Raw genomic sequence first — 7295 nt, forward strand, 5'->3', positions numbered from 1 at the left:
GTGGCGACACTGGTGTTCCTGAAGGCCATCGCCTGACCCCCGATTGTGGGTTCAGCCCCCCGGAATCGGGGCACCAGCAGGAAGACAATCCGGTCTTGGTCGGGTTTTGCTCGCGCTCTGGCGGGTTCATGGCCATACGGTACCGGAATGTCCTGCGCATGAAATCGCTGGCAAGAAGACCAACGGCCGGCCCCTGCCTGAACATCCCTCCTTTGTGCGGTCCAACGTAAGCAAGGCCTGGTTTCACCTGGCCGGAGCTACGCACATGAAACGCAAGACTGCATGGGTCGTAGTGTTGTCAGGGTTGCTGCTGCTCGGTGGTTGCTGGCCATATTGGCACCACGGTGGGCATCACGGCGGCGGCCATCACCGGCATTTCAACGATGGATACCATGGTGGTCAGGACTACCGCCGCTATTGATGCAGGCAGCAATCCCTTCCGCTTGCGGCCAGGCCTGTGCGATTACACTGCAAGACAACGCAAACTCGCCTAGGCTGGCCTGTCTGGAACTTGCCCGCTGATCCATGAACGAAGGTTAACTTCGCGGGAAAGCCCGCCCTGAAACCGATATAGCAAACAAGCATATTGCCCGGCTGACGTTGAGCAGTAACATGGGCAAACAAAAACCAAAAAAAGCATGCGGCTTGGCAACACTTTCCCAAGTTACTCGATGGGGCGGCAGGAGCGTGTCGCGTGAAGAGCTCAAGATCGGTAGCAGGTGCAATACTGATGTCCACTTTCGCCACACTGTTCATGGCAGGCTGCGCACATGACCCCGATGTGCGTGAGGGCCATGGGTATGCGGCCGGGGCCACGGAAAGAAGTACGCCGGCGTACCTGGGATGCGTCAAAAGCGAACTTCAAGGGAATGTGAAAACCTACCAGGTCGATGGCGATAACTCGGTCAGACTGTTCGTCGATAGTACCGACCCCGACAAGGCGGGTGGCCTGGTCGAGGTGCGGGGCACGGGTAACCAGCGCCAGTTTGCGGCCTATCAACGCGATGCCTGGTACGACCATGGCAGGCTGCTGGACGCCGCGCTGATGTGTTCTAAAGCATGATCAACTGACCCTCGCGAACAAAATGCCCGCCCTCGAGAGCGGGCTTTTTGCATTTGCCGACCCCAGCGGCAATAATCCGCTCATTTGAAAGGAGAGCACCAGGTTGGAAGCAAGAAGCGTTGTCGCTGAAATGTTCATTGGAATGCCGACGCATTTCTGGGTGTTGCCGGTTGCCGGCCTGGTCGCCTGGTTCGGCCTGAAATGGGCGGAGCAATCCGATAACCGCGCCACCATGCTGCGGGCCGTGACCTACCTGCTGCTCATCGCGTTGGCGGTGTTGCCCAACGGCTTTTATGCGCTGTTTCCCCCGACGCCCGACATGCCCGAGCTGTTGTTGAATCGTGAACCGCTACCGAACTACGAAGGCCGCTTCTATCTGGATGCGTTCTACGTGTTCAGTGGGTGGGCACTGAGCAAAGTGGCAAAGCTCAAGTTAAACTAGGGAAACGCTGAACGAGCCGCTCGAAGACCAGCACCGAGCGGCCTACATGTCTCATGTTGCTCGATAATTTGCCTTGCTGACGGGCTTACCCAGGCTCAAGTTGAAAGGTTCGTCAAGAGCTTGAAGAAAACACGATTTGTTTGCATTTGGCAAGGTGTGGGGCGGCTACTTTTCAACTAATACTTTCCTGTTAAGACCAACTTTCAGTTACGCCATCCTGTAGTGAGGAAAGGGCTAACTCAAAAGTAATAGATCAAGTAGGTTGTTGCGAACCTTGATGATGATCCTCCCCGCAAGAGACCTTCCTTAAATATTTTAAAGCCCGTCTGGCGTTTTATGGGGGGCGCGCTATTTCTGGATATACGCGTGCGATCGCTCGGTCGTGCTGTTGACAAAAGGACTGTCACGTATGTCGATTCAGGCCAAGGTATCTCCCCTCGCTCAAAGTGTTAATTCTGCCGCCCCCATCGCAATCCCCGATAACGGAATCCTGACGCTTACTCAGAGCAGTAACATTGTTCTGGATATTGCTCCCGAAAGCGTGACGAGCTACACAAAAAGCGGGGCGGACCTGATCGTACAACTGAAGTCTGGCGAGAGCCTGCGCATTGCCAACTTCTATGTCGAAGGGCAGCCGGTAAGCCAGTTGTACCTGGTAGACCGGGACAAGCTGCTGGCCGTCGACCTGCCCCCGGTCGCTGCCGATGGGCCGCTGTTGGCAGGTTATGTACCCCAGGAAACTGCGGCCGGGTTCGAGTCGCTCACTGGCGCCGACGGCACCATTGCCGGGCTCAGCCCCGGCGCTGCATTGCTGGCTGGGGCTGCGATCATTGGCAGCGGCGTCGCGATCGCCAACAGCAACGATGGCGGCGGCGGTGGTGGCGGCGGTGACGGCAGTGTGCCGCCTGACACCACGGCACCGGCGCCTGCCAGCGGACTGCAGATTGCCCCAGATGGCAGCAGCATCAGCGGCACGGTCGAGCCGGGCGCCACCGTGGGCATCGACAGCAACGGCGACGGGAAAACCGACGTCAGCGTGGTGGTCGGCCCCGACGGCAAATTCCAGATTCCACTGAATCCGCCACTGACCAACGGCGAAACGGTTACCGTGGTGGTGACCGATCCGGCCGGCAATAGCAGCCCGCCCGCGACCGTGCAGGCCCCTGACTTCCCCGATGCGCCGCAAATCAACCCGAGCAACGGCTCCAGCCTCAGCGGTACCGCCGAGCCGGGCAGCACCGTGGTGCTCACCGACGGCAACGGCAACCCCATCGGCCAGACTACTGCCGACGGCAACGGCAACTGGTCGTACACACCCGATAGCCCACTGCCCGATGGCACGGTGGTCAAAGCAGTGGTAGTGGATGCCGCCGGTAACAGCGGCCCGCCCGCCAGTATCATCATCGATGGCGTGGCGCCAGCGGCACCCGTGATCAACCCGAGCAATGGTACCGAGCTCAGTGGTACCGCCGAGCCGAACAGCACCGTGACCCTCACCGATGGCAGCGGTAACCCGATCGGCCAGGTGACGGCCGATGGCAACGGCAACTGGAGCTACACCCCCGCGACACCGCTGCCCGATGGTACCGTGGTCAACGCGGTGGCCCAGGACGCGGCTGGCAATACCAGCGGGCAGGGCAGCACCACCGTGGATAGCGTGGCGCCGGGCGCTCCCACCATCAACCTGAGCGACGGCAGCAGCCTCAGCGGTACCGCCGAGCCGAACAGCACCGTGACCCTCACCGATGGTAGCGGTAATCCGATCGGCCAGGTGACGGCCGATGGCAGTGGCAACTGGAGCTACACCCCCGCGACACCGCTGCCCGACGGTACCGTGATCAACGTGGTGGCCCAGGATGCAGCTGGCAACACCAGCGCTCCGACGAGCACGACAGTGGATGCGCAGGCCCCGGCTGCACCAGTGGTCAACCCCAGCAATGGCACCACGATCAGTGGCACCGCTGAACCGGGCAGCACAGTTACCCTGACAGATGCCGGCGGCAACCCGATCGGCCAAGTCACCGCCGACGGCAGTGGCAACTGGAGTTTCACACCGGGCAGCCCGTTACCCAACGGCACCGTGGTGAACGCCACCGCGACCGACCCGACCGGCAACACCAGCGCTCCATCAAGCACCACAGTGGACTCGGTGGCCCCGGCCGCGCCGGTGGTCCAGCCGAGCAACGGCAGCGAAATCAGCGGTACCGCCGAGCCGGGTAGCACCATCACCCTGACCGACGGCAGCGGCAACCCGATCGGCCAGACCACTGCCGACGGCAGCGGCAACTGGTCGTTCACCCCAGGCACACCGTTGCCGGATGGCTCCGTGGTCAATGCCACGGCGACCGACCCGGCCGGCAATACCAGCGGGCAGGGCAGCACCACCGTGGATGGCGTGGCCCCGGGCGTGCCCACCATCGACCTCAGCAACGGCAGCAGCCTCAGCGGCACCGCCGAGCCGAACAGCACCGTGACCCTCACCGACGGCAGTGGTAATCCGATTGGCGAAGTCACAGCTGACGGCAGCGGTAACTGGACGTTCACCCCAGCCACGCCGTTGCCCGATGGCACGGTGGTCAGTGCCACGGCGAGCGACCCGGCCGGCAACACCAGCCCGGCAGCGACGGTCACCGTCGACTCCAGCGCGCCGGCTGCACCGGTGATCAATCCCACCAACGGCGCGACCATCGGCGGTACCGCTGAAGCGGGTGCCACCGTCACCCTGACAGATGGCAGCGGCAACCCGATCGGCCAAGTCACCGCCGACGGCAGTGGCAACTGGAGTTTCACACCGGGCAGCCCGTTACCCAACGGCACCGTGGTGAACGCCACCGCGACCGACCCGACCGGCAATACCAGCGCTCCATCGAGCACTACAGTGGACTCGGTGGCCCCGGCCGCGCCGGTGGTCCAGCCGAGCAACGGCAGCGAAATCAGCGGTACCGCCGAGCCGGGTAGCACCATCACCCTGACCGACGGCAGCGGCAACCCGATCGGCCAGACCACTGCCGACGGCAGCGGCAACTGGTCGTTCACCCCAGGCACACCGTTGCCGGATGGCTCCGTGGTCAATGCCACGGCGACCGATCCGGCCGGCAATACCAGCGGGCAGGGCAGCACCACCGTGGATGGCGTGGCCCCGGGCGTGCCCACCATCGACCTCAGCAACGGCAGCAGCCTCAGCGGCACCGCCGAGCCGAACAGCACCGTGACCCTCACCGACGGCAGTGGTAATCCGATTGGCGAAGCCACCGCCGACGGCAGCGGTAACTGGGCGTTCACCCCAGCCACGCCGTTGCCCGATGGCACCGTGGTCAATGCCACGGCGAGCGACCCGGCTGGCAACACCAGCCCGGCAGCGACGGTCACCGTCGATTCCAGCGCGCCGGCTGCACCGGTAATCAATCCGAGTAACGGCGCGACCATCGGCGGTACCGCTGAAGCAGGTGCCACCGTCACCCTGACCGATGGCAGCGGCAACCCGATCGGCCAGGTCACCGCCGACGGCAGCGGCAACTGGAGCTTTACCCCCGGCACACCGCTGGCCAACGGTACCGTAATCATCGCAACGGCAACCGACCCGACCGGCAACACCGGTCCGCAGGCCGCCACCACGGTGGACTCGGTAGCCCCGGCCGCACCAGTGGTCGAACTGAGCAACGGCAGCGAAATCAGCGGCACCGCCGAGCCAGGCAGTACCATCACCCTGACCGATGGCAGCGGCAACCCGATCGGCCAGACCACTGCCGACGGCAGCGGCGACTGGAGCTTCACCCCCGGTACGCCGCTGGCCGACGGAACCGTGATCAACGCCACGGCGACCGACCCGGCCGGCAATACCAGCGGGCCGGCCAGCACCACCGTGGACGGCGTGGCCCCGGGTGTACCTACCATCAATCTCAGCAACGGCAGCAGTCTTAGTGGCACCGCCGAGCCGAACAGCACCGTGACCCTCACCGACGGCAGCGGTAATCCCATTGGCGAAGTCACAGCTGACGGCAGCGGCAACTGGACGTTCACCCCAGCCACGCCGCTGCCCAATGGCACCGTGGTCAATGCCACGGCGAGCGACCCGGCGGGCAACACCAGCCCGGCAGCGACGGTCACCGTCGATTCCAGCGCGCCGGCTGCACCGGTAATCAATCCAACCAACGGCGCGACCATCAGCGGTACCGCTGAAGCGGGCGCCACCGTCACCCTGACCGACCTCGGCGGCAACCCGATCGCCCAGGTCACCGCCGACGGCAGCGGCAACTGGAGCTTCACCCCCGGCTTGCCGCTGGCCAACGGTACCGTAATCATCGCCACGGCAACCGACCCGACCGGCAACACCGGTCCGCAGGCCGCCACCACAGTGGACTCGGTAGCCCCGGCTGCACCAGTCGTCGAGCCAAGCAACGGCAGCGAAATCAGCGGCACCGCCGAGCCGGGCAGCACCGTCATCCTGACCGATGGCAGCGGCAACCCCATCGGCCAAACCACCGCCGACGGCAACGGCGACTGGAGCTTCACCCCGACCACGCCGCTGGCCAATGGCACGGTGGTCAACGCCGTCGCCCAGGACCCAGCCGGCAACACTGGCCCGCAGGGCAGCACCACGGTGGATTCGATCGCACCCGCCGCGCCAGTGGTCAATCCGAGCAACGGCGCCGTGATCAACGGTACTGCCGAGCCGAACAGCACCGTGACTCTCACCGATGGCAATGGTAATGCGATTGGCGAAGTCACTGCCGACGGCAGCGGCAACTGGACGTTCACCCCGGGCACGCAACTGCCCAATGGTACCGTGGTCAACGCCACGGCGACCGATGCCGCCGGCAATACGGGTGCTCCAGGTAGCACCACCGTGGACTCGTCGCTGCCGTCGATTCCGCAGGTCGACCCGAGTAACGGCTCGGTGATCAGCGGTACTGCCGATGCTGGTAACACCATTATCCTCACCGATGGCAACGGCAACCCGATCGGCCAGGTCACCGCCGACGGCACCGGTAACTGGTCGTTCACACCCGGCATTCCGTTGCCGGATGGCACCGTGGTCAACGCGGTGGCGCGCAACCCCGGTGGGACCGATAGTGCGCCGGCGGTCATTACCGTGGACGGCGTGGCGCCGGCCGCTCCGGTGGTCGAACCGAGCAATGGCACGGAAATCAGTGGTACTGCCGAAGCCGGCGCCACTGTCATCCTCACCGACGGCGGCGGCAACCCGATAGGTCAGACTACCGCCGACGGCAGCGGCAACTGGTCGTTCACGCCCGGCACGCCGCTGGCCAACGGCACGGTGATCAACGCCGTGGCCCAGGACCCGGCCGGCAATACCAGCGGGCCGAGCAGCGTCACCGTTGACGCCATCGCCCCGGCCGCACCGAACGTCAACCCGAGCAACGGGGTGGTGATCAGTGGTACCGCCGAAGCCGGGACCAAGGTGATCCTCACCGACGGCAGCGGCAACCCGATCGGCCAGACGACCGCCGATGGCAGTGGCAACTGGGCCTTCACGCCTTCGCCTGCGCTGGGCAACGGCACGGTGATCAACGCCGTGGCTCAGGACCCGTCCGGCAACACCAGCGGGCCGACCAGCGCCACCGTTGACGCCGTCGCGCCGGCCGCACCGGTCATCAACCCGAGCAACGGGGTGGTGATTAGTGGTACCGCTGAGGCCGGGGCCAAGGTGATCCTTACCGACGGCAGCGGCAACCCGATCGGCCAGACCACTGCCGACGGCAGCGGCAACTGGTCGTTCACGCCCGGTACGCCGCTGGTCAACGGCACGGTCATCAATGCCGTGGCCCA

Annotated in this window: 4 protein-coding genes; all 4 read left to right on the top strand. The window is 64.6% G+C overall.

Annotated features, from left to right (window positions below; all coding sequences use genetic code 11):
- Positions 1 to 265 precede the first annotated feature (265 nt).
- On the top strand, positions 266 to 421 hold the full coding sequence (locus ACGLHT_RS28230; protein WP_155951619.1) for a hypothetical protein: 156 nt from the start codon (positions 266 to 268) through the stop codon (positions 419 to 421).
- 309 nt (positions 422 to 730) lie between these two features.
- Entirely contained in the window at positions 731 to 1063 is a 333-nt protein-coding gene (locus ACGLHT_RS28235; RefSeq protein ID WP_049866762.1) for a hypothetical protein, read from the top strand.
- 130 nt (positions 1064 to 1193) lie between these two features.
- Entirely contained in the window at positions 1194 to 1505 is a 312-nt protein-coding gene (locus tag ACGLHT_RS28240; RefSeq protein WP_085720065.1) for a hypothetical protein, read from the top strand.
- Between the two features lie 409 nt (positions 1506 to 1914).
- Positions 1915 to 7295, top strand: a 5381-nt coding sequence (locus ACGLHT_RS28245) for an Ig-like domain-containing protein (protein ID WP_394520747.1), incomplete at its 3' end; no start/stop codon positions are given.

Origin of the sequence: Pseudomonas sp. PsB, assembly GCF_043658375.1 — a bacterium.
In the GTDB taxonomy this organism is placed as follows: domain Bacteria; phylum Pseudomonadota; class Gammaproteobacteria; order Pseudomonadales; family Pseudomonadaceae; genus Aquipseudomonas; species Aquipseudomonas putida_Z.

Coding starts and splice junctions, on each gene's coding strand:
- ACGLHT_RS28230 (WP_155951619.1), top strand. CDS start 266: ATGAAACGCAAGACTGCATGGGTCGTAGTGTTGTCAGGGTTGCTGCTG.
- ACGLHT_RS28235 (WP_049866762.1), top strand. CDS start 731: ATGTCCACTTTCGCCACACTGTTCATGGCAGGCTGCGCACATGACCCC.
- ACGLHT_RS28240 (WP_085720065.1), top strand. CDS start 1,194: ATGTTCATTGGAATGCCGACGCATTTCTGGGTGTTGCCGGTTGCCGGC.